Below are 26,001 nucleotides of genomic sequence, written 5' to 3'. Positions count from 1 at the left end.
TTTTTAATTTTTTTCTTAAGCATGTAAACCACACTCTCGGTTAGCTAATGCTTTAGTTGGATCGAAATATTTAAATTCATTCGGCAAATTGTGGTCTTGTAAATAAGCATCTAAATCGGCGTCAGACCAATAATAGAACGGACTTACTTTTAAAACCCCATCTTTACTCACACTAAATATACCAATACTATCTCTAAAAGCTGTTTGTCCCTGACGTAAATTTGTAAACCAAACTTTTGGCTTGTGTTCTTCCATGGCACGTCTAAAAGGTTCCAACTTCACTTGCTCTGTAAATAATGCGTGTTCTGGTGCATCGACACTTGGAATCCCCAATACGACATCGCGATGTGCAGTGGTTTGTTTTGGCACGTATAAAAACACGTTTAAATCCAAATCTTTAATAACCTGCTCGGCGTGTCTGTAAGTTTGTGGCGTATTGTATCCGGTATCGCACCATACCACCGGAATAGATGACGCTTCCTGTTTCACAGCATGTAAAATAGCTGCTTCGTAAGGTCTGAAATTGGTAGTAACGACAGCTTTTTCATGTAACTCTAAAGCTTTCTTGATAATTTCAGATGGCGATGCCTCTTTATATGACTTATTTAGTTCGTGTAATGTATCTTCTGTAATCATAATTCAAATTATTTTCCCCATTTAATAGAATTCCAAATGCGCTCATGAAAAAAGTAAAGCACCATTTTTGTTACCAGTTCTATAGAGCCTATAGAAAAGGCCAAGGTTAGTTCTCCGGTTACAATCCAGGAGATTAAAATAGTATCCAGAGTACCTACAGTTCTCCAGCTTAAAGACTTAACCACACTTCTAATTGGCTTTTCTGAAGCCGCATCTGTTTTGTAGGTAGTTTTTTCTTTCTGACTTGAATTTGTTAATACTTGCTCAATCATTTTTTTACTATTTACATTAACCCTATAGATTTAATAGGAATTACAAAAGTAAAACATTATTTAACATGACAAAGCACATTACTCAACTTTTTCGAATAATGTAAATTTTTATCAGTTTAACTGAAAAATATCTTTTAAAGCTTTGTAATTTTTTGAAAATTATTAGCTACCCAGAGAAAGACAAATCGGCTAAAGTGGTGTTCTTAAAGACATTAAGATTACTGTCTCTTACTTGAATCATGAGTTTATGCACGCTGCATTGAGCTTCATTAACACAATCGTCGCATTTTTCGTAGAAGTTTAAACTCACACATGGCACCATAGCAATTGGGCCTTCCAGCACACGCATTACGTCGGCCATGTTAATTTCAGAAGGTTCGTTCCTTAAGTAATATCCGCCGTGTTTTCCTTTTTTAGATCCTAAAACACCAGCTTTCCTTAAGGTTAGAAGAATGCTTTCTAAGAATTTCTGCGGGATTTGCTCTCCCTTAGCAATTTCCCCTACCTGCACAGGCACATCACCTTCTTGCCTCGCAATAAATGTAAGCGCCTTTAACCCGTATTTTGTTTTCTTAGATAACATGGTGTAAATATAGTTAATTAATTAAAATCTAATAAACATGGCCAAAAATTGCCAAAAGCTAAATTTATTAAAATAATTGTTATCGAACACACTTACTCATTTTAATAGAATTTCATACTTTAGAAACCTCTAAAAAAACTATTTCTAAAACATGATTAAAAACATTTTAAAGTCTCTAGCACTTTTATCCTGCATCTTACTTTTTCAAAGTTACAATAACAGTGACAGGCAACCTCCTAAGTCAAATAGCAAAGTTGTTAAAGCCTGTGCCGAACAATATACTTTTTTAAGCAAAAGCATCTACAACAAATTAAACACTAAACGCATGATGCCCAGATCCATCAAAAAAAATGGAGAAACAGGTTTAACTGGTATTTACGATTGGACTAGTGGATTCTACCCTGGCTCGCTTTGGTATTTAAACCTTTTAACCAACGATTCTAAATGGGAAAGCCTTGCTACAGAATATACAGTGCGGTTAGATAGTGTTCAATATTGGAGAGAAAATCACGATATCGGGTTTATGATAGAATGCAGCTATGGTAATGCCCTTAAAAAATCACCTTCAAAAGCTTATGATGATGTGATTGTACAAACAGCTAAATCTTTAGCTACGCGTTTTCACCCCAAAGCAGGCATTATTCAGTCGTGGAACGCAAGTAAAAAATGGAACTGCCCCGTAATTGTTGATAACATGATGAATCTGGAATTACTGTTCCACGCCACTAAAATTTCAGGAGACTCTACCTATTATAAAATTGCTGTTTCTCATGCCAATGCCACAATGAAAAATCATTTCAGAGACGATTACTCTTCTTACCATGTATTAAATTACGATACCGAAACGGGCGAAGTATTAGCTAAAAAAACACACCAAGGTTATGCCGACGATTCGTCTTGGGCACGTGGTCAAGCCTGGGGACTTTATGGTTTTACTATGTGTTACAGAGAAACCAAAGACCCTAAATATTTAGAACAAGCATTACATATTGCCGACTACATTAAAAATCACCCGAATTTACCCAAAGACAACATTCCGTATTGGGATTACAATGCTCCTGTAAACAGCGAAACACCTCGTGATGCTTCAGCGGCAGCGATTACAGCTTCAGCTTTATATGAACTATGCACGTTCTTAGATAAAAAAGAACGTAAGACTTATAAGAGTTTTGCCAATAGCATCATTAACTCTTTAAGTAGTCCAGATTACTTCGCTGAATCACAAACCAACAATGGCTTCTTATTAAAACATTCTGTAGGAAGTCTGCCTCACAATTCAGAAATCGATGTGCCATTAAATTACGCCGACTACTATTTCCTTGAGGCGCTTTACAGAAATAAAACTTTAAAATAAAACATGAAAAAACACATAATTACCCTATTAATTCTTTTAATATCTGTTCAGCTTACCTCAGCTCAAACCGACCGCGAACTTTGGGTTGAAGAGCTAACAAAAATGTCTGAACCTGTCTTAACCGCATTAGCAAAAGACAAACTTAAAGCTACCATGCCTACTGAGCAAAGCAGCTTTGACTATGGCGACCGCAGTAAATTTGCTGGTTTGGAAGCCTTCGGAAGACTTATGGCAGGGATTGCACCTTGGTTAGAATTAGGGCCAAGCAACACCAAAGAAGGTAAACTTCGTGAAACATATATTGAGTTAACACAAAAAGCCATTCACAATGCTGTTAACCCAAAATCTAAAGACTATTTAAATTTTGATAAAGGAGCACAACCGTTGGTAGATGCCGCTTTCCTTGCTCAAGGGTTTTTAAGAGCGCCTAAGCAATTATGGGAACCACTTTCTGAGGATACTAAACAAATGGTTATCGATGCCTTTAAAAAATCAAGAACCATTAAAAATGTCCCCTATAATAACTGGTTGCTATTTGCTGCAACAGTTGAAGCCTTTTTTGTGAAATTAACCGATGAAGCCGACTACTTGCGTATTGAATATGCTTTAAACAAACACATGGAATGGTATGTTGGTGACGGTTTGTATTCTGACGGAAAATATTACCACTGGGATTATTACAACTCATTCGTTATCCACCCTATGCTTATTGATGTGGTTACAACCATTAAAGAAGCCAATCATCCTTACAAAAGATTATATGACGACGTAATTAAAAGAGCGCAACGCTATTCTAAAATTTTAGAACGCCAGATTTCACCGGAAGGCACTTACCCTGTTGTTGGAAGATCATCAGTTTACAGATTCGGAAGTTTTCAATCACTTGCTCAAATAGCACTTTTAGAACAATTACCTAAAGATTTATCTGAAGGCCAGGTTCGTTCTGCTTTAACTGCTGTTTTAAAACGTGTGCTACAAGCCAAAGGCACTTACGATAAAAAAGGATGGTTACAATTAGGTGTTGTTGGTCATCAGCCAAAAATGGCGGAGCCTTACATAAACACAGGAAGTCTATACCTAACCTCTTTAGGGTTTCTTCCTTTAGGGTTACCTGAAGACCATTCGTTCTGGACCTCAAAATCCGAACCATGGACCATGGTTAAAATCTGGGGTGGCGACGATTCAGTCCTTCGAGATGCCTATCAGAATTAAATTTTAATATCGAATAAAAAAAAGCGTTACCCTAAAAAGTAACGCTTTTTTTTATTCTGATTTTATTGATAACACTAACCTAAAGCCTGTTTTAAATCGGCTATAATATCGTCAATATGCTCTAGTCCTGCCGAAATACGCACCGAACCATCTGTAATACCAACAGCTGCTTTTACTTCTGGCTCAACTTTGGCATGCGTTGTACTGGCTGGATGCGTTACAATCGTTCTGGTGTCTCCTAAGTTTGCTGACAGTGAACACATTTTTATATTATCGAAAAAGGCACGTCCGCCTTCTACACCGCCTTCAACTTCAAAGGCCACAATACTTCCCCCTAATCGCATTTGCTTTTTAGCAATTTCATACTGAGGATGTGATTTTAAAAACGGATATTTCACCCATTTTACTTTGGGATGACTTTCTAAAAACTCAGCTATTTTAAGTGCATTTTCGCAGTGCTTTTCGGTTCTAACGGCTAAAGTTTCTAAAGATTTTGATAATACCCAAGCGTTAAACGGACTCATTGCCGGACCTGTAAGACGTGAGAATAAATAAATTTCTCTAATCAACTCCTTCTTACCAACAGCAACACCACCTAATACACGACCTTGACCATCCATTAATTTGGTTGCCGAATGGATTACGATATCGGCTCCATGTTTAATCGGGTTCTGTAAGTAGGGCGTTGCAAAGCAATTATCAATGACTAAAAGGATATTGTGCTTTTTACAAATGGCACTTAAAAAATCTAAATCCAATACATCAACTCCTGGGTTGGTAGGAGTTTCGGCATATAAAAATTTAGTATTGGGTTTAATTAAACTTTCAATCTTATCCACATCGTCCACATTAAAATATGAACACTCAATATTCCATTTTGGAAAATACTTCGTGAATAAACCATGAGTTGCTCCAAAAACAGAACTACACGATACGACGTGATCGCCTGCATCTAATAAAGTAGCAAAGGTTGAAAATACTGCAGCCATTCCGCTTGCAAAAGCATAACCACTCTCTGCACCTTCCATAGCACAAACTTTTTCTACAAATTCGTTTACGTTAGGATTACTGTAACGACTATATAAATCACGTTGCTTCTCTTCAGCAAACGATGCTCGCATTTCTTCGGCATCATCAAACACAAATCCCGATGTTAAATACAGGGGTACTGAATGTTCTGAAAACTGTGTCGTTTCCGACTGCGTTCTCACTGCTAATGTTTCAAAATGTTTTTCTTGACTCATTTCTATATTTGTTTTGGTCATCTCATTAATATAGGACGACTATTTAAAAACCTATTAAGGCTTCAATATATTAATCTAATTTAATTTACGTGTTTCGACAATCTTAAAATATCTCCAAACACACCTCTCGCTGTTACTTCTGCTCCGGCTCCGGCTCCCTGAATCACAATTGGTTGCTCTCCATAGGATTCGGTAAAGATTTCAAAAATCGCATCCGATCCTTTTACGTGACCAAGTGTACTATCTTCTGGAATAGAAACCAGCTTCACCTCTAAAACGCCTTTATCTTGAGATAAATCGCCAGACAAGTCACCTACATAACGCAACACATGTCCCTGCTCTTGATTTGCCTTAATCTTTTGGAACTCGTCGTCTAAAACATTTAACTGCCCTAAAAATTCCTGAACTGAAATTTCTCGATATTCCTCTGGAATTAAATTCTGAACAGCTACATCTTCAAATTCATTTTTCAAATCTAATTCTCTGGCTAAAATCAATAATTTTCTAGCTACATCGTTTCCTGAAAAATCTTCGCGAGGGTCTGGTTCGGTAAATCCTTTATCGATAGTTTCCTGAACAATTTCACTAAATGGTTTATCCTGAACAGAAAAATTGTTGAATAAATAACTCAACGTTCCTGAGAAGACACCTCGTATTCTAGTGATATTCTCACCAGATTCGTGTAACAACTTAATGGTATCAATTAACGGTAATCCTGCTCCAACCGTAGTTTCATATAAATACTCCTTATTGTGCGCTTTTAATTGCGCGCGTAAATCGGAATAGAACTGATGTGAAATGGTATTAGCAATTTTATTAGACGACACTAAATCGAAACCTGCTTCAACAAATGGTATGTAATTATCATGAAACTTCGGGCTCGCTGTATTATCTACCGCAATTAAATTTTCTAAATGATTGTTTTTAGCAAAAGCAATCACATCCTGAATTGAACTTTCTAAAGGAGAATTAGCGATAGCATCCTTCCAATCTTCACCAACCCCCTTCTTGTTTAAAAGTAACTTTTTAGAGTTTGCAATAGCAAAAACATTTAAAAGCACTCCCTTACGCTTTTCTATTTCATTCTTAGATTTTAAAATCTGATTTATCAATGCACCACCGACACCACCGTGACCAAAAATAGCAATGTTAATTTTCTTAGAAATTCCAAAGATTTCTCCGTGAATAACATTCATCGCCTTATGCAGTTGGTCTTTTTTAACTACCAAACTCACATTCTTTCCAGTTACCGTATTATTGAATAATAATGGCGTAATCTGATTTCTAATTAATGCATTAAATGGTTTATGGAATGAACTCAACTCGATACCAATAATTGAAATTACCGAAACATCGTCAACAACACCAATTTTATTAACATCTTGTGAATAAAAATCATTTTCAAACTCCTTTTCTAAGGCCAACACAGCATTGGTTGCCTGATCTGCATTAATAATTAATCCGATACCACGTTCTGAAGACCCCTGAGAAATAATACTAACACTAATATCTTTTCTTCCTAATGCTCCAAAAATACGTGCATCAACACCACTTTTACCAAGTAATCCGCGACCTTCTAAATTAATCAATGCCACATCGTCTAATACAGACAACGACGTCACCTCTTTAGAGTTAGGTTTTGCAGTAATTAACGTTCCTTCATCATCAGCATTAAAGGTATTTAAAATACGTAAGTTGATGTTTTTCTCTACTAACGGAATAATGGTTTTTGCGTGTAAAACCGTGGTTCCGAAGTTTGCTAACTCATTGGCCTCACCAAATGATAACTCACGAATTTTTTTAGCATCTTCAACTAAATCCGGATTTGCAGTGTAAATACCATTAACGTGTGTATAGTTTTCTAATTCTTCAGCATCTAAAAAGTTTGCCAATAAGGCCGCCGTATAATTACTACCATTTCTACCTAAAGTTGTTGTTTCATTATTAGCATTAGAAGCAATAAATCCAGCAACAATATTTACCACACCATTTGGTGTGTTCTTATAAAAGTTTTTAACGTTGTCTTTCGATAATTGTGAAATAGGCTGTGCATTACCAAAAACACCATCAGTTTTGATTAACTCTCTGGAATCAACGGCAGCTGCCTTAATATTACGCTCGTTTAATAGACTTGAAATTAATTTCACTGAAAGCAATTCGCCTTGCGCCAGAATTTCGTCTTTGGTCTTTTTGCTATAATCACCAAGTAAACTAACTCCTTCAAATAATTTATCCAGTACCGCAAATTCTTTTGAAAAATCAATACTCGGTAACGGATCAACCTGATAATCTTTAAAGGCTTGTAAATCGGCTTGATACTCCTTTCCTTTTACCGCCTTCTCTAAAATAGACTCTAAATCATCGGTAGCCGAACCACGTGCGGATACCACAACAGTAATCTTTTCGTCGTTATTAATTTTATTTTCAATAATTGAAATAACAGTATTTAAACCGTTACCGTTTGCTAAAGATTTCCCTCCAAATTTTAATACTTTCATTCTTCTGTTTTTAGAGTTTGGCACAAAAATGCCTTCTACTATTTTTTCTAATTGCTCATATTCCATTAAAAAGGCATCATGCCCGTGAACCGAATGGATTTCGTTATAGGTCACATTCGGATTTGTAACCGCCAGTTGCTTATGTGTTTGTCTGTTTTCTTCGGCAGTGAAAAACAAATCGGAATCGACACCTACAATATGAATATTACCATGAATATTTTCCAACACATTAAAATCGGTTGGGCGGTTTTTAGTCACATCGATGGTTTTCAGTAATTGATTCATTAATTTATAAGCTGACAACTGAAAACGTTCCTGTAATTTTTTACCGTGGTGCAACAACCAGCTTTCTACGTTAAAGATTTCCAGCTCTTCATTTTTTGATCGCTGAAAACGTTCCTTAAAAGACTCTGGCGTGCGGTAACATAACATGGCGTGCATTCGTGCATCATGCACCGGATTCTTAGAATTAATTAAAAACTGCTCCTGAATCTGGCAGTTGGCAATTAGCCAGTCAGTCGATTTCCAATCGGTGGCCACCGGAATTAAATTCTCGGTAATATCGGGACTTAATACCGCCATTTCCCAGGCAATACCTCCACCAAGGGAACCTCCAACAATTGCAAAAAGCTTATTGATATTTAATTCCTTTAATCCGATTAAAAATAGTTTTGCAATATCTCGGGCTACGAAATCTTTATAGTTTTCAATTATAAAACCATCGTAACCATTTCCTGGAATATTAAAAGCCAGAATTGTGTAAATCTTGGTATCGATAACCTTATCGTCGCCAACCAAATCTTTCCACCAACCATCTTCACCTGCAACATTGCTATTACCTGTTAACGCATGATTGATTAAAATAATAGGCGCAGTACCTAAAGCCTTACCAAACTGCTGGTAGCTTAATTTAATTTCTGCATTAGACACACCACTTTCTGTAACGAAATCTTTTATATCAATATGATGCAACTTTGTACTCAAAATATGTTTTTGTTTTTGTTAATGACAAAACAGCTCGAAACAACATTACTTAGTAATGCGCTTAAAAAATGTTATAAAGAATAGATGTTTACCAGCGGTAATCTGTATAGTTATCTATCCATAAGGTTCTAATAAGTAAGCTTAGAACTGGGTAGAATTTAGCACCTTCTTTACAGGTAAAGGGTTGCTAAGGCTTCAAAGGGTCTAATCCCTCCACCTTTCTTGATAACATTTCAATAAGTGTTTGAACTTTGCGTTTGCAAATATTCAAATAGAAATCGATAAAAACCTAATTTTTAGTGATAAATTTTTCAAAAATTTGAAATTCTGCCCAAAATCATTTTTCGCTAACGATTAAATCGCATATCGTAAAATTTGTTCTTAATAACAAGGTCTATTGGTCTGTTCTGAATTTTAGATTCCAACCAAGAAATAATATCCAGATATAAAAAGGCACGACTTTGATGCGGATCGTTTTCATATTGCTTTAATTTCTTATGAAGTTTAATAAATTCATTTTTCACTTCATGCGGATAAATATCCCCTAACCCTCTTAAGAACTTAATAAATTCCTTTTGTACCTCGTATAAATCTTCCATCTTAATTAAAAACTTATAGGTACTTCTTATTAATGAATCCAGATTGTAATCCATTCCGGCTTCGTAATGCGCCACCAAATTCAAAATTCTTGAGAAACACAATAAATCCTCTCGCATTTGAAGCGATTTATTACTAATTATTTTCTCTAAAAAGTAAATGCATTTTTTGGTCTCACCCGCTCCAAAATACATACTTGCTATTTTGTAATAAAACACCATAACGTGATGCTCATCTATACGATCGCGATACTCTTTAAGTTTATCTAAAACTTCTTCAACTAACGGTAACCCTTCTTTAAAGGATCCTTCAATAAAATGAAGATTAAACTTATTGTTATAGATATACAGAAAGGTTAGCCCATCTACATTATCATCTCTAGTAAACCACTTTTCCTGAGTCACATTCTCTAAACGAACGAGTGTTTCTTTAAACTTTTCGTAATGTCTCAGATAAAATAATGCCTCTAACAGATAATGATTCCCCCTTAAAAAGAATACAGGGTTTAAAATCATCATATCTCTGTTATCATAAAATAAATCGACCCACTTGGTCGCGTATTTATAACTAGATAAAAAATCTAAGGTCAGGAAACTATACCATAAGTTTGCTTTGTAGAGCCAAAGTTTCTCCCTAAACCCAAGTTTATTAATATCATACTTAGGCATTCGGGCATTGTAGTACTTAATTATACGCGTGCTTTCCTTGGCATTTTTTACATAACCGGTTTTTAAAAACTGTCCGTATAATTGTAGCGACAAATTTGATAGTTTACTCGCAATTACGTTTTGCTGACTTAACTCCTTAGCCTGAATAGCCAACTCGTCGGCTCGGTTATTTAAACTTCGGGTGATGTATTGTGACTCGATGATTTTTTCAAATTCCACAATTTCGTAAGCTACATTTTTTTCTTCGTTAGCAATAGCTAAATTCTTGGCTTTATCTAAAATTTTTAAACTTTGCTTATACAATCCTTTATGATAAAGTATTGTTGCAAAATCTAATTGTTCTCGAATTTGAATACGAATAGTTTGATGCGACGGGTTTAAACGTAAACTAATAAGAATTTGTTTGTACAAATGCGCCTTTAAATTAGACAACTGCTCTTTCTTTACTACCCCTTTTTTTAAAATGGCAGCTTCATCGTAAGCAGGTAATTTTTCCAGGATGTTAAACAGGGTTAAAAATTTAGAATCTTCATTAACGCCTAATCGACCAACATAGAGCTTAAACTGGCGCTTTTCTGACTTTGAAAGCGACTTTACCAATACAAACAAATTATCTTTTTGTTCCTTTGTCATAGTTCTAAAAACCGTTTTAAAATACTGATTTACAATATATTAACAAAACAACCATTCAGTTAAACATCGTAAAAAAAAATCGACCCATTATCCATTTACAAAACCAAAGTATACATTCGTAATACAAAATGAAAATTTATTTTACTAAATGACTAATACGAACGTCCAAATTTTTGACACAACGCTTCGCGATGGCGAGCAAGTCCCAGGCTGCAAATTAAACACCGAACAAAAATTAATCATAGCTGAACAGCTTGATCATTTAGGTGTTGATATTATTGAGGCTGGTTTCCCTGTATCAAGCCCTGGCGATTTCAAATCGGTAGAAGCCATTTCTAAAATTGTAAAAAACGCTACAGTTTGTGGTTTAACACGCTCGGTTGAAAACGATATAAAAGTAGCTGCCGAAGCGCTAAAATACGCTAAAAAACCAAGAATTCACACTGGTATCGGAACTTCTGAATCTCATATTAAATTTAAATTTAAATCGAATCAGGACGACATTATAGAACGCGCAGTTAGAGCTGTTAAATATGCTAAATCTTTTGTTGAAGATGTTGAGTTCTATGCTGAAGATGCAGGAAGAACAGACAACGCTTATTTAGCACGTGTGTGTGAAGAAGTGATTAAAGCTGGAGCAACAGTATTAAATATTCCGGATACAACTGGATATTGTTTACCAAGCGAGTATGGTGCAAAAATTAAATATTTAAAAGAAAACGTAAAAGATATCGATAAAGCCATTTTATCTTGTCACTGTCACAACGATTTAGGTTTAGCAACCGCAAACTCTATTGAAGGTGTAATAAACGGTGCAAGACAGATTGAGTGTACTATTAACGGTATTGGTGAGCGTGCTGGAAATACAGCTTTAGAAGAAGTTGTAATGATTTTAAAACAACATCCTTATCTAAACCTTGACACTAACATCAACACTGAAATGCTTTATGGTTTAAGTCAGTTGGTTTCAGATAACATGGGCATTTACACGCAACCAAACAAAGCTATTGTTGGAGCAAATGCTTTTGCTCATAGTTCAGGGATTCACCAGGATGGTGTAATTAAAAACCGTGAAACTTACGAAATTATAGACCCTAAAGATGTAGGTGTTACCGAATCGGCTATCGTACTTACCGCTAGAAGTGGTAGAGCTGCTTTAGCTTACAGAGCAAAAAATGTTGGATACGAATTAACGAAACTTCAATTAGATGAAATCTATCAAAACTTTTTAGAATTCGCAGACAAGAAAAAAGAAGTTGAAGATAACGACATCCACTATATTATAGAAAACAGCAGAATATACAAAGAGATTGTTTCTGCTTAAAACACATAGCTTATGAAATTAAATATAGCTGTTTTACCAGGTGATGGTGCAGGTCCTGAAGTTACAGCTCAAGCCCTAAAGGTCTTGAAAGCTATCGCTATGGAGTTTAACCATGTATTTAATTTTACCGAAGGTTTAGTTGGTGCAAGTGCCATACAAAAAACTGGCATCCCTTTACCAGAAGAAACCTTAGATTTATGTGAAAACGCAGATGCCGTTTTATTTGGCGCTATAGGAAACACCTCTTACGATTTAGATCCTAATGCTAAAATTAGACCAGAACAAGGTCTTTTAGGATTACGCAAATCGTTAGGTTTATACGCCAATATAAGACCTGTAATTGCTTACGAAGAGTTACTAAATAAATCATCATTGAAAAAAAGGCAAATTAAGGATACTAACATTCTTATTTACCGTGAACTTACTGGTGGCATTTATTTTGGTGATAAAGTATTAAGTGATGATGGAAATAAAGCCTCGGACATTTGCGAATATAACCGCTTTGAAGTAGAGCGCATTACGCATCTGGCATTCAAAGCCGCACAGTCCAGAAAACGTAAATTAGCATTGGTAGATAAAGCCAATGTGTTGGAAAGTTCGCGTTTATGGCGTAGAGTAGTACAAGAGTTAGCCCCACAATACCCCGATGTAACTGTAGACTATTTATTTATTGATAATGCAGCCATGGAGCTTATTATCAATCCAAGACAGTTTGATGTTATTTTAACCGAAAACATGTTTGGTGATATTTTATCGGAAGAAGCCAGCGTTATTGTGGGATCAATAGGATTATTAGCCTCAGCATCCATTGGTGAAAAACATGCCATGTTCGAACCAATTCACGGTGCTTATACAAAAGGTGCTAATAAAGGCATTGCCAATCCTATTGCCTCAATTTTATCGGCAGCCATGTTGCTAGAACATTTTGGACTAGATGATGAAGCCGCATTGGTTCGTGAAGGTGTAGATAAATCTATTAAGCTACACATTACCACGCCCGATTTAAACACAAAATACGATCATATAACCACAACTAAGGTAGGAGACTTCATTGAGGATTTTATTAACAATCCTGATGAAACCAATCTAAACTTTACCAACATACATTTAGGGCAGTCCACAATCATTTAATTACTTTGAGTTAGTCACCAAAATTAAAATTATTGTAGTCCTTAAAAGCGCATAGTCTCCTATGCGCTTTTTTAATTCTATTAATTAAGCTCCAACTAAAAATCTTGAATAACTCTTAAAAAGCTTTTTGGAAATATAAACGGTAAGTAAACTCAAACCCACAGAATAGATTAAAAGCAATACTGCGCCTGAAATGATATTTAACGGTTCTATTTGATGAATATCTAACACAGCCTTAAACCATGATAAAGAACTAAACAATATAAAACCATGTAAAAAATAAATCGCAAAAGAATCTCGAGCGACAACATTCAACCATTTTATTCTTTTGTGTTCATACTTTTTAAACAGTAACAAAATTAGAACTGTAAAGCATAACTTTTGGATATAGAATAAGGATTCTCTTAGAGACACTTCACCTATAACATCAAATTGATAGGTGTATAAGAAGAATAATAAAACAGTACTTATAAAGGCTAAAATCAACACTAAAAACCTGTACCTTTTCATAAGGTTTAGCTTTATATTTAGATTGCTCCCTATCCACATACCAAAGGCATAAGCACCTGTAAAGTATAACATGGTTTCTAATTTTAAAAGATACTCATGAGCCATTTGAATTCTTGAAACCAATAAAGGCATTAAAACCATCAACAAAAACACTCCTTTTGTCAATTTACTTCTAGTTCGAAGCCAGTCTAAAGCTGGTGTAACCAAATACAAAAACACTAAAACAGGAATATACCACATTACGAAATTGGCCTTTCCGTAAATCAAATCCCGACCAACCTGATGTAGGTAATTCCAAACGTTTTCAAACAAAGTGTCGCTTAGAAACTTCATTTTAAAAAGTGTAAATACTAAAGTCAAAAATAAATAGGGTATTATGATGAACTTTAGCTTATTCATATAAAATCGCCTATATCCTTTTACCCTTAAAACACTGGTAAACAACAGCCCTGACATCACAGCAAAATAAATCGTACTATCATGGTATAAAACCTCGCTAATCATAACTAAAGGATACGATTCATCGAACACCCCTTTAGCCCCAATTACTGCACCTGCAACAGCATGACCAAAGACAATAATTAAAATAGCCAGACCACGAAAACAATGAACATGATTTAAAAATGTAGCCTCCTTATTTGCCATAATTATTGAATTAACTAAAACAATATACGAAGCTTTTAAACGCAACGGACAGCCTCCTTTAAATAAAAAATCACATTAAAAAGGAAACCCCTCTCTAATGTGATTTTATTTTATTCTCTGATTTATTGAATTTTACTCAGGAAACTTATCTCTAATTTGAGCTAAACATAAGTTATGAATACTTCCTTCGTGCGTGTGCTTTTTAGAAGTATCGGGCTCATAAGACCCGTCCTGAACCTGTCCTCCAATTTTTTGATATGCCTCTCTAAATGTCATACCATTTTCAACCAACGTATTGATATTATCTACTGTAAACAAGTATTTATATTTATCATCATTGATATCAATATCCTTTACAATAACCTGTTGAATTGAGAAATTGAAAATATCAAGAATATCCTTAATTTCTTCAAAAGCCGCAATCATATTCTCTTTTAACAACTGAAAATCTCTATGATATCCACTTGGTAAATTATTGGTAATTAATACCATTTCGGTTTGCAACGCTTGTATTTTATTACATTTCCCTCGAATTAATTCGAAGACATCCGGATTCTTTTTATGCGGCATAATACTACTTCCGGTTGTTAATTCATCTGGGAAAGAAATAAATCCGAAATTCTGACTCATATACAAGCAAGTGTCCATAGCGAAACGTGCCAAAGTATTGGCCAAACTACCTAAGGCCGCTGAAATAATGCGTTCGTTTTTGCCGCGTCCCATTTGTGCTGCTACCACATTGTATTTTAATGTCGTAAAGTCCATTTCTTTTGTGGTAAATTCACGGTCGATTGGAAACGAACTTCCATAACCAGCAGCCGATCCTAACGGATTTTGATCCACAGTTTTTATAGCAGCGTCTATTAAAAAGACATCGTCAATCATTTGTTCGGCATAAGCCGAAAACCATAACCCAAAAGACGATGGCATCGCCACTTGTAAATGTGTATAGCCTGGCAACACTTTATCTTTATAAACCTCAGCCTGACTTAATAACGTATCAAAAAGCGTCTTTACCTTTTCTCTTACTAAACAAAGATTTTCTTTGTAGTATAAATGACAAGCTACTAAAACCTGATCGTTTCTTGAACGTGCCGTATGAATCTTTTTTCCAACATCGCCTAAATTAGCGGTTAATTCATATTCAATTTTAGAATGTACATCTTCAAACTGAGCATCGATAACAAATTCCCCTGCTTCAATTTCATTCGCTAAAAGGTCTAAACCTCCAAGTAATTGCTCTAACTCAATAGTAGTTAAAATACCAATTTTATGAAGCATCTTGGCATGTGCTTTTGATGCAATTACATCGTATTTCGCGATGTGAATATCTATTTCTCTATCGTTACCAACCGTAAACTGTTCTATTTTTTTATCGATTGATATCCCCTTATCCCAAAGTTTCATCCTTTAAAAGTTTATTTGTTTATGCGTTGAATTGTTTAAACAATGACACGGTTTAATAATTCAATGTAAATATCTATACCTTCTTCAATTTCATTTAGATAAATAAATTCATCTGCCGAATGCGAACGTGTACTATCTCCAGGCCCTAACTTTAACGACGGACAACTTAATACCGCCTGATCTGATAATGTTGGTGACCCATAAGTTGTTCTCCCCATAGCAACTCCTTCTTTTACCAATGGATGATCCACCGGAATACATGAAGAATTCAAGCGCAGACTTCTCGGTTTTATACTTGAACAAGGCGATTGGGTTTGTAAAATTTCGGCTATTTCAGCATTACTATAGGCGTCATTTACACGAACGTCAATTACTAAATCTACATGACCTGGCACCACATTATGCTGTGAGCCTCCATTAATTTGTGTTACCGTAAGTTTAACATCTCCTAAAGCTTCAGAGCTCTTTTCAAACTTAAAATCTTTAAACCATTGTAACACTTCAATCGTGTTATAAATTGCATTATTATCGTTAGGGTGCGCCGCATGACTTGGTGTTCCGTTAATAACCGCATCGAACACGACTAAACCTTTTTCGGCAACGGCCAGATTCATCAAAGTTGGTTCACCAACAATCGCCACATCTACTTTAGGAATGATAGGCAACATACTGTTTAACCCGTTTGGTCCGCTACTTTCCTCTTCCGCGGAAGCGACAATAACCAAATTGTATTTTAAATCTTCTTGATTATAAAAATAGGTAAACGTCGCGATTAACGATACCAAGCAACCTCCGGCATCATTACTTCCCAAACCGTATAATTTACCATCTTCAACAATAGCCTTAAACGGGTCTTTTGTGTAAGCACTGTTTGGCTTTACAGTATCGTGATGCGAGTTTAACAACAAGGTTGGTTTACTATCATCGAAAAATTTGTTAACCGCCCAAACATTATTTTGAGTGCGTTTGTAATCTACTTTATATTTTTTGAACCAATCTTCAACAAGCAATGCTGTCTGGTCTTCCTCTGATGAAAAAGACTGTGTTTCTATTAGTTGTTTTAATAGATGTATCGCATTGTTTTTTAATTCTACTTCCGTCATTTTATAGTGTTATGGTTGTAAAATTATCATTTTCCTGGGTCAACATCGAGGTATTTCCCATATTTATGCTAGATACCCCATTATTTAGCGCATCAAAACAATTTTCTAATTTTGGTAACATACCATCGGCAATGATGCCTTGCTCGAGTAATTCGCCATATAATTTGGTATCGATATGTTTAATTACTGAATTTTTATCCTTTATGTCTTCCAACACGCCATTTAATTCAAAACAGTAATAAATAGATGTCTCGTATAAGGCGCTCATTCCAATAGCAATTTGCGAGGTGATGGTGTCTGCATTGGTGTTTAATAACTGCCCTTTTCCATCGTGAGTAATCGCACAAAATACGGGTGTAAAATTAGCTTCAATTAATTTATTAACCGAATTATAAGCCACCGATTTTACATCGCCAACAAAACCAAAATCGACCTCTTTTACCGGGCGTTTATCTGAAGTAATACTGTTAGCATCAGCTCCTGTTAACCCAATAGCATCAATATTTAAGGCTTGCAACTGGGCAACAATATTTTTATTCACCAATCCGCCATAAACCATGGTGATGACCTCTAAAGTTTCGGCATCGGTAATACGGCGACCGTTAACCATTTGAGATTCTATCCCTAGTTTTGAAGCGATATGTGTAGCACGTTTACCACCTCCATGCACTAAAATTTTCTTTCCTTCTAACTTTGAAAACAATTTTAAAAAGGCCTCTAAAGCTGAAGCATCTTCGATAATGTTCCCTCCTATTTTTACTATGGATAGTTTTTCTTTAGGCATTTTCTAATATTTTCTTTAGTACTAATTGCGCTGCATAAGTTCTATTATTCGCCTGATGAATCACGATTGAACTATCACTATCCAACACCGCATCTTCAACAATAACATTACGTCTTACCGGTAAGCAGTGCATAAACTTAGCATCACCTAATTTTTCTTTAGTAATCATCCAACTAGGGTCGGTATTGACTACTTTCCCATAATCTTCATAACTACTCCAATTTTTCACATAAACAAAATCGGCATCTTTTAAAGCTTCCTCCTGATTGTGAATTATAGGTGTATCGCCGACAATATCAGGTGATAAATCATACCCCTCAGGATTAGTAATTACAAAATCGATATCCATTTTCTGCATGGCTTGTGTAAAACTGTTCGCTACAGCGTGCGGTAAAGCTTTAACATGAGGTGCCCAGCTTAACACTACCTTTGGTTTATCTTTTTTCTTGTGTTCCGAAATAGTAATCGCATCGGTTAGTGCTTGTAACGGATGTCCCGTTGCACTTTCCATATTCACTAACGGCACTGAAGCATATTTTTTAAAGGCTTTTAACACCTCTTCACTTTCATCTTTTACCTTATCGGTTAACGTTGGAAACGCTCTTACAGCAATAATATCGCAATATTGCGACACCACTGCTGCGGCTTCTTTAATATGCTCGGCAGTATTTCCATTCATTACCGTACCATCTCCAAATTCTATACCCCAGGCATCTCCTGAAACATTCATTACAATAGGATTCATACCTAAATTTAATGCCGCTTTTTGAGTACTTAACCGCGTACGTAAACTTGAATTAAAGAACAACAAGCCAAGGGTTTTATTTCGTCCTAATTCCAAGTGTTTTAACGGGGTTAATTTTAATGCTTTAGCTTCCTCAATCCAAGAATTGATGTCATCGATATCGTGTATGGAGGTGTAATGTTTCATTTGTGTGTGTTTTATTTATTTTATTTAATCTTGGTGAATGGCACTTTATTATCGAAAGCATTAAGTATAAAATTATCTTCCAGTCCGTTTACTATCCAAGTTTCAATATTTGCTTTTTTAGCTACTGCAGCGGCTTCAATTTTAGATTGCATGCCTCCGCTACCATGCGATGATTTTGAATTTACAACTTCACTTGTTAAGGTTTCAAAATCTTCAACTGACTCTATCGTTTCAGGCGTACCATTCTCCATAGATTCCTTAGTATAAATGCCGTTAGTATTGGTTGCTATTATGAATAAATCGGCATTTAAAAGTGATGCAGTTAAAGCGCCTAATTTATCATTATCTCCAAATTTAATTTCGTCGGTAGCGACGGTATCATTCTCGTTAATAATCGGGATGTAATTATTATTTACCAACACATTAATAGTATTAACAATATTGGTTCGGCTTTCCTTTTTTTCGAAATCGGAATACGACAATAAACACTGTGATGTTAATAACCCGTATTCTCTGAAAATTTCCTGATAGATTCTTATTAAATGTGGCTGACCTATAGATGCTAACGCCTGTTTTACAAAAACATCTTTTTGTTTGCTTTCCAATTTCACAAACTGCTTCGCCACAGCAATAGCACCCGAACTTACAATAACAAATTCGCAGCTATCTTTTAACTGCGCCATCTGACTTGCCAAGTCTTCAATTTTTCCTCTGGAAATATTATCGGTTTCTTTAGTAAGCGTATTAGAACCAACTTTAAGTAATATGCGTTTCTTTTTCTGCATGCCTATCTTATTTGTCCGTTACCGTGAACATACCACTTGTTCGTCACTAAATGCTGCAAACCTATTGGACCACGTTGATGTAATTTATCAGTACTAATCGCCAATTCGCCACCAAGCCCTAACTGTCCTCCATCGGTAAAACGGGTTGAAGCATTATGATAAACCGCTGCAGTATCAACATTTTCCATAAATACTTTAGCCTCATCTTCATTAGTTGTAATTATTGAAGAGGAATGCCCTCCGGAATATTTATTAATCATCGCAATAACATCCTGTGTTGAACCGATTTCGGCGATAGCAATTTTAAAATCTAAAAATTCTTGGTACCAGATATCATCTGATTCAATTGGCTCAACACCTTCAAACTTTACTATATTTTCATCACCTAAAATCTGAACCTCAAAGGTTTTTAATTCCGAAATTAATGTAGTTATGAAGCTTTCCTTTTTAGGAAGATTGGCATCTATTAAAACTTTATCAAGTGCATTGCACGCTGAAATTTTAGCTGTTTTCGCATTGATAATTACCTTTAAAGCAATATCCAGATCGGCTTCTTTATGCACATACACAAAGTTATTTCCGCGTCCGCTGATAATTACCGGACAGGTCGCATGCTCTTTTACAAAAGCGATAAGACGCTCACCACCACGAGGCACAATTAAATCGACTTTTTGTGTTGGTTTTTCTAAAAACGCCTGTGTTTCCATTCTATTAAATTGCAAATATTCTACCCATTCTGTCGACGCTCCATTATCTTTTAAAGCCTCATGCCATAATTCGACAATTTTTAAATTCGAATTGGTAGATTCCTTCCCTCCTTTTAGTAGAATTTTATTTCCAGATTTAAAAGCAATACCAGCTGCCTCAACAGTAACATCGGGGCGTGATTCGTAAATAATTAGCACCGTGCCAAACGATGCTGTTTTATTATACACCTGCATGCCATTATTATGCTTAAAACTAAAACGTTCTACACCAACGGGGTCTTCCTGTGAAGCCAAATGCGTTACCGAAGCAATCATTTCGTCTACTTTGGCATCGTTCACTTTTAAACGATCATACATTGAAATGTCATCGCCTTTATAAGCTTCCAAATCTCCCTTGTTTATTTCTATAATGGTTTTTCGTTCTTTTTCAAGAAGCTCAGCCATTTTTAGCAATACAGCGTTTCTAGTTTCAATTGATAATAAGGTATTCATCTTTTCCTTTCTTATGTCATTTCTTAAATACAGAAATAACAAGTTATTTTATTACACTTCAACCGCTTCAAGTTCCTTTTTTAAGGCCTTGAAAAACTGATCGATATGCTCTTTTTTAATTGTTAATGGCGGCAAAATTCTCAGTAAGTTTTTATTTGAAGCCCCACCAGTAAAAATGTGGTGATCGTAAATTAATTTCTTTCTTAAATCGCCCACTTCAAAATCGAATTCTAAACCAAGCATCAAGCCGCGTCCTTTTATATTTTTTATCTGTGGAATAGTTTTGGCAACCGAAATAAAATACTCAGACATCGCATTCACGTTGTCGATTAATTGTTCTTCCTCAATGGTATTTAAAACCGCTAAACCTGCAGCACAGGCTAGATGATTTCCACCAAACGTGGTTCCTAACATCCCATATTTTGCTTCAATACTTGGGTGAATCAAGATTCCTCCTATTGGAAAACCATTCCCCATACCTTTTGCAACTGAAATCACTTCCGGAGTCACATTATAATGCTGAAATGCGAAAAATTTCCCCGAACGCCCGTAACCCGATTGCACCTCATCGGCAATAAAAAACGTATTATTCGCTTTACAAAGAATATCCACCTGCTCATAAAATTCGGCAGTAGCCTGATCTAATCCACCAACACCCTGGATAAATTCCACGATAACAGCACAAACATCGCCTTTTTCTAATTCAGTTTTTACACCTTCAATATCGTTTAATTCCAGAATAGTTACTTCCTGTTGTGCATTGATTGGCGCTATAATATTAGGATTATCGGTTGCTGCAACAGCCGCCGATGTGCGTCCGTGAAACCCATTTTTAAAAGCCACAACACGTGACTTTCCGGTTTTAAAAGAGGCTAACTTTAAAGCATTCTCATTCGCTTCAGCTCCTGAGTTGCATAAAAACAAGTTGTAATCTTTACATCCTGAAAGGGTTTCTAATTTATCAGCCAATTCAACCTGTAAAGGATTTTGAATCGCGTTAGAATAAAACCCTAATGTTGATACCTGATTAGTAATCGCATCAACGTAATTCGGGTGTGCATGACCAATAGAAATTACGGCATGACCTCCGTAAAGATCAAGATACTCCGTGTTATTTTCATCGTAAACATGGATTCCTTTAGCTGAAACCGGCGTTACATTATATAATGGATAAACGTCAAATAATGGCATTTTAATTCTTTTTAATTTGATTAATTTTTTCGAATGAAGCTACAATTCCCTGAATCAAGGCTGAGCTTAACCCCTGGTGCTCCATAGCATTTAAACCTTCAATAGTACAACCACTTGGTGTGGTTACACGATCTATCTCCTGCTCCGGATGTTTACCACTTTCAATTAACAAACTGGCTGCGCCGTAACAGGTTTGTGTTGCTAATTCATGCGCTTCATGCGCTTCGAATCCTAATTGAATAGCACCTTGGGTTGTAGCACGAACCAAGCGCATCCAAAAAGCGATTCCACTAGCGCAAATAACAGTTGCTGCCTGTATTAGTTCCTCTGGAATAACCAATGTTGTCCCCATCTGATTGAAGATATCCTGAGCTAAGCTCACTTTATCCTGAGCTTTATCATTAGCCGCAATACAGGTCATGGATTTGCCAATTGAAATTGCTGTATTTGGCATGACCCGCATGATGTTTTTATCGCTACCAATAATACTTTCAATTCTTGGAATTTCTACACCAGCTGCGACAGAAATAACAATGTGTTTCTCAGTAATTTTATCGGAGACGTCTTCAAGAACTTTATCGATATGCTTGGGTTGCAAAGCAAAAATAACAATGTCCGACTGTTCTACAGCCAACGCATTATCATTAGTAATTTCTACATTATTCAAGTTTTTAAATGCCTCTAAGCTACTCGCTTTTCGACTACTTAAATACAACGAAAATGTGTTGCTTTTAATCAGCCCGTTTGCAATAGAGCTTCCTAAATTTCCTATACCGATAACTGCTATTTTCATCCGTTCGTTGCTAGTGATTTGTTTTTAAAAATAAGTCGCTTTTAAATTCAACCCTGTGGTCTCCTCTAACCCAAACATTAAGTTCATATTCTGAACCGCTTGCCCGGAAGCGCCTTTTAATAAATTATCTATGATACTCGTAATTAATAATTTTCCGTTGTGCTTATGCAAGTGAATTAAACACTTGTTAGTGTTAACCACCTGTTTTAAATGCAGAACATCGTCGGAAACAAAAGTAAATTCAGCATTATTATAAAACTCTGAATAAAGTGTTTTTGCTTCTTCTACTGAACCTTCAAAATCAGTGTACAACGTTGCGAAAATCCCTCTTGAAAAATTCCCTCGGTTTGGCATAAACAAAATATCAGAATCAAATCCGTTTTGTAATTGTTTTACCGACTGATTAATCTCTCCTAAATGCTGATGCGTAAAAGGCTTGTAATACGAAAAGTTATTATCACGCCATGTATAATGCGTTGTTGCAGATAGCGATGTTCCTGCTCCCGTAGCTCCGGTTACCGCATTGATATGTACATCATTATTCAATAACCCACCATTCGCCAATGGCAACAATCCTAATTGAATAGCTGTTGCAAAACAGCCTGGATTTGCAATATAATTGGCTTTCTCAATAGCTTCCTTTTGTAATTCCGGCAAGCCATAAACGAAAGTTTTCCCATCAAACACTTTATCGGCTTCTAACCTAAAATCGTTTCCTAAGTCAATAATTTTTGTGTTTTCAGAAAAGGTATTTGCTGATAAAAATTTCACCGAATTACCATGCCCCAAACACAAAAACAACACATCAACATCTGGATTGACTGTATCTGTAAATTCTAAATCTAGAGACCCCACAAGATCTTGATGCACTTTACTTATTTTATTTCCTGCGTTAGATGTACTGTATACAAAGTTTAGTTCTGCTTGCGGGTGATTAATCAATAATCTAATCAATTCCCCGGCAGTATACCCTGCACCACCAATAATTCCAACCTGAATATTTTTCATTTTTATTTGTTTTTCAACCATTTGATTGAGTTGCTGAAACGAGTTCAGTATCTCAAGACTGGGTTATATTTAGTTTGAATTTACCTGTTGATAAATTTTGTTCTGGTTTCCGAAAATTTTAATAAATCCTTTAGCCTCATCAGCTGTCCATCCTTTATTTTCTTCACCGTAGCTTCCAAATTTCGCACTCATTAAATCATGCTCTGATGAAATACCATCTAAAGTAAAGTGATAAGGTTTTAATGTTACTGTTACATCACCGCTCACTTTGTCCTGACTGCTTTGTAAAAAGGCTTCCATATCTCTCATTACAGGATCTAAATACAAGCCCTCATGTAAATGCATCCCGTAGAAACTTGCTATATATTCTTTATGTTGTAATTGCCACTTGGTAAGCGTGTGCTTTTCTAATAAATGATGTGCCTTAATAGTAATTAATGCTGCCGCGGCCTCAAAACCTACACGCCCTTTAATACCAACAATCGTATCACCCACGTGAATATCTCTTCCAATAGCATACGCCGAGGCCAAATTGTTTAAGGTTTCAATATTGATCTCTGGATCGTTTTCAATACCATTAACAGCTACCAGCTCTCCTTTTTCAAAGGTTAATTTCACTTTTTCTTCCTCGGAATGTTTTAACTGAGATGGGTATGCTTCACTTGGTAATGGTTTTTCAGACGTTAAAGTTTCTGAACCTCCAACACTAGTTCCCCAAAGTCCCTTGTTGATCGAATATTTCGCCTTTTCCCAAGACATATCGATACCATTAGCTTTTAAATAATCGATTTCTTCCTGTCTTGTTAATTTTTGATCTCTAATTGGTGTGATGATTTCAATCTCTGGTGCCAGCGTTTGAAAAATCATATCAAAACGCACCTGATCGTTACCAGCACCTGTACTACCATGAGCAATATACTCGGCATCAATACTTTTTGCGTATTCGATAATTTCAATGGCTTGAATGATACGTTCTGCACTTACAGATAATGGATACGTGTTGTTTTTCAATACATTTCCAAAAATTAAGTACTTCACTACTTTTTGATAAAAGGTTGCAACAGCATCTATATTTTTATAGGTTGTTACCCCCATTTTATAGGCGTTTGCCTCAATTTTATCTATCTCGGCTTTGGTAAATCCGCCAGTGTTTACACTTACAGCATGTACATCATATTCTTTTGATAGGCTTACGGCGCAATATGAGGTATCTAACCCGCCACTATAGGCAATTACTAATTTTTTCATCTGTTATATTACTTTTGATCTTTTTTTTTTAAGAACATGGTTTCTTTGATATGTTTTAATCTGTTGAAAACCTTTTCTTTTACTTTTTTATGTTTTTCTTCTTTTGCTTTTGGGTCGTAAAGCATACCTGTACACAAACACATTTTTCTATTAGTTCGTGTTAACACATCGTAGTTTCTACAAGTTTGACAGCCATCCCAAAACGTAGAATCATCGGTTAGCTCTGAAAATGGCACGGGCTTATACCCTAAATCGCTGTTCATTTTCATTACAGCTAAACCGGTTGTTATACTGAATACTTTAGCATCAGGAAATTTTGTTCTAGAGTGCTTAAAGATTTTATGCTTTATCTTTTTTGCCAAACCTACGTTCCTGAAATCAGGATGTACAATTAACCCTGAGTTAGCCACAAACTTACCATGCCCCCACAGCTCTATATAACAAAAGCCCGCAAACTTATCTCCTTCAAGAGCAATAACAGCGTTGCCGTTTTCCAACTTTTTTGTGATATACTCAGGAGTACGCCTAGCAATACCAGTCCCTCTAACAGCGGCTGATTCTGCAATGGTTTCGCAGATAATTTCTGCATACTTAGTATGTGATTTATTGGCAATTAATACCTCAATGTTTTTCATAAACCAATCTAGGTTATAAATAAAATATTATGATTTAAATTTTGTTGCTTGTCTTTTGAATCCGAATAAAATTAATAGAATTTAGCCTAAAATAATAATATAACACTTTGAAAGTGAGTTAAACTTAGGTAAACTAAAATGGATTCTTTTCTCTTGGAGAAGCAGGGCACACCTACCTCAAAAATATATATTAAACCCTCAAGGGGCGGCGAAAACGACGTGCAGGAATAAAAGTGTTAAATAACATGCTCAAGAAGTGAGCATTAATTTCTGTAATAATATAATTTGTCGTTTTCATAATAGTAACTCTAAATCGTCGGCCTAAGCCCCTTTCGTTAACTAGATGGTACAATATTACATAATTTTTTTAAACTAAAACAAAGCCCTTTACAAAAAGGTTAGATTTTTATAGAAAAATTATCAAAACACCCTATATTCATTTTTTTACATCACAAATAACTTACTACACGGCAATTTCATTGAAAATTCCTCAAAAAAACACATTCAAACACCCCTTAACCACCTTAAATTTTAAAGGTAAAATTGACCAAATTATCATATGGGTTTATTTATATATTTGTTTCTTGACAACTAACCACAAACTCTAACTTAAAACTACGTGAAAA

General features: G+C 35.6%; 22 protein-coding genes and 1 riboswitch. Of the genes, 4 read left to right on the top strand and 18 right to left on the bottom strand.

Going from position 1 to position 26,001, the window contains the following annotated elements:
• Positions 1-15: 15 nt before the first annotated feature.
• The 3 genes from RBH94_RS07985 to RBH94_RS07975 form a co-directional block, all read right to left on the bottom strand.
• Positions 16-636 carry a phosphoadenosine phosphosulfate reductase family protein gene (locus RBH94_RS07985; RefSeq protein ID WP_307880425.1) on the bottom strand — a complete coding sequence of 207 codons (621 nt, stop codon included), beginning with the start codon at positions 634-636 and terminating at the stop codon, positions 16-18.
• 8 nt (positions 637-644) lie between these two features.
• The gene (locus RBH94_RS07980; RefSeq protein WP_188223951.1) at positions 645-908 is read right to left on the bottom strand and encodes a DUF2061 domain-containing protein; all 264 of its coding nucleotides are present in this window, start codon (positions 906-908) and stop codon (positions 645-647) included.
• A 166-nt stretch (positions 909-1,074) separates the two neighbouring features.
• Positions 1,075-1,491: an Rrf2 family transcriptional regulator gene (locus tag RBH94_RS07975; protein WP_188223950.1), complete on the bottom strand. Its 417-nt coding sequence runs from the start codon at positions 1,489-1,491 to the stop codon at positions 1,075-1,077.
• Positions 1,492-1,642: 151 nt separating this feature from the next.
• On the opposite strand from RBH94_RS07975, the gene RBH94_RS07970 reads away from it, so the two are divergent.
• Both RBH94_RS07970 and RBH94_RS07965 read left to right on the top strand, forming a co-directional pair.
• Positions 1,643-2,845: a glycoside hydrolase family 88 protein gene (locus RBH94_RS07970; RefSeq protein ID WP_307883119.1), complete on the top strand. Its 1,203-nt coding sequence runs from the start codon at positions 1,643-1,645 to the stop codon at positions 2,843-2,845.
• Positions 2,846-2,848: 3 nt separating this feature from the next.
• Positions 2,849-4,057, top strand: coding sequence for a DUF2264 domain-containing protein (locus RBH94_RS07965; RefSeq protein ID WP_307883118.1), 1,209 nt, complete (start codon positions 2,849-2,851; stop codon positions 4,055-4,057).
• A 74-nt stretch (positions 4,058-4,131) separates the two neighbouring features.
• On the opposite strand, the gene RBH94_RS07960 is transcribed toward RBH94_RS07965, so the two are convergent.
• From RBH94_RS07960 to RBH94_RS07950, 3 genes are all read right to left on the bottom strand, one after another.
• Positions 4,132-5,301 carry a PLP-dependent aspartate aminotransferase family protein gene (locus tag RBH94_RS07960; RefSeq protein ID WP_307883117.1) on the bottom strand — a complete coding sequence of 390 codons (1,170 nt, stop codon included), beginning with the start codon at positions 5,299-5,301 and terminating at the stop codon, positions 4,132-4,134.
• Between the two features lie 80 nt (positions 5,302-5,381).
• Positions 5,382-8,783 (bottom strand): bifunctional aspartate kinase/homoserine dehydrogenase I, encoded by a 3,402-nt coding sequence (gene thrA / locus RBH94_RS07955; RefSeq protein WP_307883116.1) that lies wholly within the window; start codon positions 8,781-8,783, stop codon positions 5,382-5,384.
• Between the two features lie 107 nt (positions 8,784-8,890).
• A riboswitch (SAM riboswitch) is annotated at positions 8,891-9,015 on the bottom strand.
• Positions 9,016-9,130: 115 nt separating this feature from the next.
• Entirely contained in the window at positions 9,131-10,681 is a 1,551-nt protein-coding gene (locus tag RBH94_RS07950) for a hypothetical protein (RefSeq protein ID WP_188223946.1), read from the bottom strand.
• A gap of 148 nt (positions 10,682-10,829) precedes the next feature.
• Here RBH94_RS07950 and RBH94_RS07945 point away from each other — a divergent pair, with 148 nt between their 5' ends.
• Together RBH94_RS07945 and leuB are read left to right on the top strand one after the other, a co-directional pair.
• The gene (locus tag RBH94_RS07945) at positions 10,830-12,005 is read left to right on the top strand and encodes a 2-isopropylmalate synthase (RefSeq protein ID WP_307883115.1); all 1,176 of its coding nucleotides are present in this window, start codon (positions 10,830-10,832) and stop codon (positions 12,003-12,005) included.
• Between the two features lie 12 nt (positions 12,006-12,017).
• Positions 12,018-13,136, top strand: coding sequence for a 3-isopropylmalate dehydrogenase (leuB, locus tag RBH94_RS07940; RefSeq protein WP_307883114.1), 1,119 nt, complete (start codon positions 12,018-12,020; stop codon positions 13,134-13,136).
• A gap of 84 nt (positions 13,137-13,220) precedes the next feature.
• Here the strand turns inward: leuB and RBH94_RS07935 are convergent, their stop codons facing one another.
• From RBH94_RS07935 to RBH94_RS07880, 12 genes are all read right to left on the bottom strand, one after another.
• Positions 13,221-14,291, bottom strand: a complete 1,071-nt coding sequence (locus tag RBH94_RS07935; RefSeq protein ID WP_307883113.1) for an acyltransferase — start codon at positions 14,289-14,291, stop codon at positions 13,221-13,223.
• A 132-nt stretch (positions 14,292-14,423) separates the two neighbouring features.
• Entirely contained in the window at positions 14,424-15,698 is a 1,275-nt protein-coding gene (argH, locus tag RBH94_RS07930) for an argininosuccinate lyase (RefSeq protein ID WP_307883112.1), read from the bottom strand.
• Positions 15,699-15,733: 35 nt separating this feature from the next.
• Positions 15,734-16,801, bottom strand: a complete 1,068-nt coding sequence (locus RBH94_RS07925) for a M20 family metallo-hydrolase (protein ID WP_307883111.1) — start codon at positions 16,799-16,801, stop codon at positions 15,734-15,736.
• A gap of 1 nt (position 16,802) precedes the next feature.
• Positions 16,803-17,585: an acetylglutamate kinase gene (argB, locus tag RBH94_RS07920; RefSeq protein ID WP_188223940.1), complete on the bottom strand. Its 783-nt coding sequence runs from the start codon at positions 17,583-17,585 to the stop codon at positions 16,803-16,805.
• Positions 17,578-18,516 (bottom strand): acetylornithine carbamoyltransferase, encoded by a 939-nt coding sequence (locus RBH94_RS07915; RefSeq protein WP_307883110.1) that lies wholly within the window; start codon positions 18,514-18,516, stop codon positions 17,578-17,580. The genes argB and RBH94_RS07915 overlap by 8 nt, the downstream gene beginning before the upstream one ends.
• A gap of 20 nt (positions 18,517-18,536) precedes the next feature.
• The gene (gene proB, locus RBH94_RS07910; RefSeq protein ID WP_307883109.1) at positions 18,537-19,301 is read right to left on the bottom strand and encodes a glutamate 5-kinase; all 765 of its coding nucleotides are present in this window, start codon (positions 19,299-19,301) and stop codon (positions 18,537-18,539) included.
• Between the two features lie 2 nt (positions 19,302-19,303).
• Positions 19,304-20,500 (bottom strand): glutamate-5-semialdehyde dehydrogenase, encoded by a 1,197-nt coding sequence (locus RBH94_RS07905; RefSeq protein WP_307883108.1) that lies wholly within the window; start codon positions 20,498-20,500, stop codon positions 19,304-19,306.
• Positions 20,501-20,551: 51 nt separating this feature from the next.
• Entirely contained in the window at positions 20,552-21,691 is a 1,140-nt protein-coding gene (locus tag RBH94_RS07900; RefSeq protein WP_307883107.1) for an aspartate aminotransferase family protein, read from the bottom strand.
• 1 nt (position 21,692) lies between these two features.
• Positions 21,693-22,484 (bottom strand): pyrroline-5-carboxylate reductase, encoded by a 792-nt coding sequence (gene proC / locus RBH94_RS07895; protein ID WP_188223935.1) that lies wholly within the window; start codon positions 22,482-22,484, stop codon positions 21,693-21,695.
• Positions 22,485-22,508: 24 nt separating this feature from the next.
• Positions 22,509-23,492 (bottom strand): N-acetyl-gamma-glutamyl-phosphate reductase, encoded by a 984-nt coding sequence (gene argC / locus RBH94_RS07890; RefSeq protein ID WP_307883106.1) that lies wholly within the window; start codon positions 23,490-23,492, stop codon positions 22,509-22,511.
• 69 nt (positions 23,493-23,561) lie between these two features.
• A complete protein-coding gene (locus tag RBH94_RS07885) occupies positions 23,562-24,740 on the bottom strand; it encodes an argininosuccinate synthase (RefSeq protein WP_307883105.1) in 1,179 nt (392 codons plus the stop codon).
• A gap of 8 nt (positions 24,741-24,748) precedes the next feature.
• The gene (locus RBH94_RS07880) at positions 24,749-25,366 is read right to left on the bottom strand and encodes a GNAT family N-acetyltransferase (protein WP_188224024.1); all 618 of its coding nucleotides are present in this window, start codon (positions 25,364-25,366) and stop codon (positions 24,749-24,751) included.
• Positions 25,367-26,001: the final 635 nt, after the last annotated feature.

The sequence above is a fragment of the Aestuariibaculum sp. YM273 genome (genome assembly GCF_030908365.1).
Classification (GTDB): domain Bacteria; phylum Bacteroidota; class Bacteroidia; order Flavobacteriales; family Flavobacteriaceae; genus Aestuariibaculum; species Aestuariibaculum marinum.
The sequence above is the reverse complement of the archived record's forward strand: the minus strand, read 5'-3'. Positions and strand labels throughout refer to the sequence as shown.